The sequence below is a fragment of the Pseudomonas sp. genome, assembly GCF_037994325.1.
GTDB lineage: Bacteria > Pseudomonadota > Gammaproteobacteria > Pseudomonadales > Pseudomonadaceae > Aquipseudomonas.
Genome location: NZ_JBBNAH010000249.1, coordinates 1 through 1,838, shown reverse-complemented (window position 1 = coordinate 1,838; position 1,838 = coordinate 1). Strand labels below are relative to the sequence as shown.

Annotated in this window: 2 protein-coding genes; both read left to right on the top strand. The window is 61.0% G+C overall.

What is annotated here, in order from left to right; all coding sequences use genetic code 11:
* The first annotated feature begins 122 nt into the window (after positions 1–122).
* Positions 123–1,397, top strand: coding sequence for a murein hydrolase activator EnvC (locus AAAB16_RS08355; RefSeq protein ID WP_340662918.1), 1,275 nt, complete (start codon positions 123–125; stop codon positions 1,395–1,397).
* 35 nt (positions 1,398–1,432) lie between these two features.
* On the top strand, positions 1,433–1,838 hold a 406-nt coding region (locus AAAB16_RS08350), incomplete at its 3' end, for a S41 family peptidase (RefSeq protein WP_369335438.1).

Below are 1,838 nucleotides of genomic sequence, written 5' to 3'. Positions count from 1 at the left end.
CCCCTACGGGGACGCCGTTTCCCCCGGCGCTCTACATTTATGCCGGCTGTGCGGTTCTAACGTTTTTTTTGCTGCGCACCGCGGGCATACTAGGCCGTCTCTATCCCGGTATCGCCCGCCCCATGCTTCGCACCCTGACTGCCCTTGTTCTTGCCCTGCTGCTGTGCCCGGCCATAGCCGATGAGCGCGCAGATACGCAAAAGCAGCTCGACGCCGCCCAGCAAGATGTGGCCGAGCTAAAAAAACTGCTGCAAAAAATTGAGGCGGACAAGTCCGGCATTCAAAAGCAGCTACGCGGTACCGAAACCGAAATGGGCGATCTGGAGAAACAGATCAAGGCCCTGGAAGGCCAGATCAAGGACAGCGATACCGAGATCCAGCGCCTCGATGGTGAGAAAAAAAAACTCCAGGGCGCACGCCTTGAACAGCAACGACTGATCGGCATCCAAGCGCGGGCGGCCTATCAGAGCGGGCGCCAGGAGTACTTGAAGCTGCTGCTCAACCAGCAGAATCCGGAAAAATTCGCCCGCACCCTCACCTACTACGACTACGTCAGCCAAGCCCGCCTCGAACAGCTCAACACCTTTAACGAAACCCTGCGCCAACTGGCCAATGTCGAGCGCGAAAGCGCCGCAGAAAAAGCCCAGCTCGACCAACGCAAAGGCGCCCTCGATCAGCGCCGCGAGCAACTGGCGCAGGTGCGTAAAGAGCGCCAATTAGCCCTGGCCAAACTCAATAACGACTCGAAAAGCAGCGACCAAAAACTCAAAGCCCGTCAGCAGGAACAAGCCGCGCTGGGCAATGTGCTGAAAACCATTGAAGAAACCCTGGCGCGCCAAGCGCGTGAGGCCAAGGCCGCTGAAGAAGCACGCAAGCGCGCTGAAGAAGAACAGCGCATCGCCATGGCCAACCGCCGCGTCGGTCCTGGGCAAAAGCCGGTCAGTGCGCCCAGCGGCCCCCTGGTGTCCAGCGATGGCGCGGCGTACGCCGGGGCTTTTGCCAGCAGCCGGGGCAAATTGCCGTGGCCCGTTAATGGCCGTTTGGTGGCGCGATATGGAACCCAACGCGGCGACGACGCTCGTACAACATGGGACGGCGTATTAATCGGCGCCGCCGCCGGCAGCCAAGTGCGTGCGGTCAGTGGTGGTCGAGTGGTATTTGCCGACTGGTTGCGCGGTTCGGGGCTGCTGGTCATCCTCGACCATGGCAACGGTTATCTGAGCCTGTATGGGCACAACCAAAGCTTGTTGAAAGACGCCGGTGACATTGTCAAAGCTGGCGAGCCGATTGCGACTGTCGGCACCAGCGGCGGGCAAGACACGCCAGCGCTGTATTTTGCGATTCGTCAGCAGGGCCGCCCCAGCGACCCCGCGCAATGGTGTCGGGCGCAAGGATAGGTCCCGTACCTCTTACATAGTGGAGCTCGTTCGATATGCCGCATTTGTCTCGCCTTAATTCCCTGGCCCTGGCTATCGCGCTGGCGCTCGGAGCCCCGCTCCTGCATGCCGCCACCGACGTCGAAAACACGCCGCCGGCCAGCTCGCCAGTCACTGCTGGCAAGGCGCCGCTGCCGCTTGACGAACTGCGCACCTTTGCCGAAGTGCTGGACCGGATCAAGGCTGCTTATGTAGAGCCGGTCGACGATAAAACCCTGCTGGAAAACGCCATCAAAGGCATGCTCAGCAACCTCGACCCGCACTCCGCTTACCTGGGCCCGGAAGACTTCGCGGAACTGCAGGAAAGCACCAGCGGCGAATTTGGCGGCCTGGGTATTGAGGTCGGCCTGGAAGACGGCTTTGTCAAAGTGGTCTCGCCCATCGACGACACCCCGGCCTCGA

What these genes read in the sequence shown, in the direction of transcription:
- AAAB16_RS08355 (WP_340662918.1), top strand. Translation starts at nt 123, where the DNA reads ATGCTTCGCACCCTGACTGCCCTTGTTCTTGCCCTGCTGCTGTGCCCG.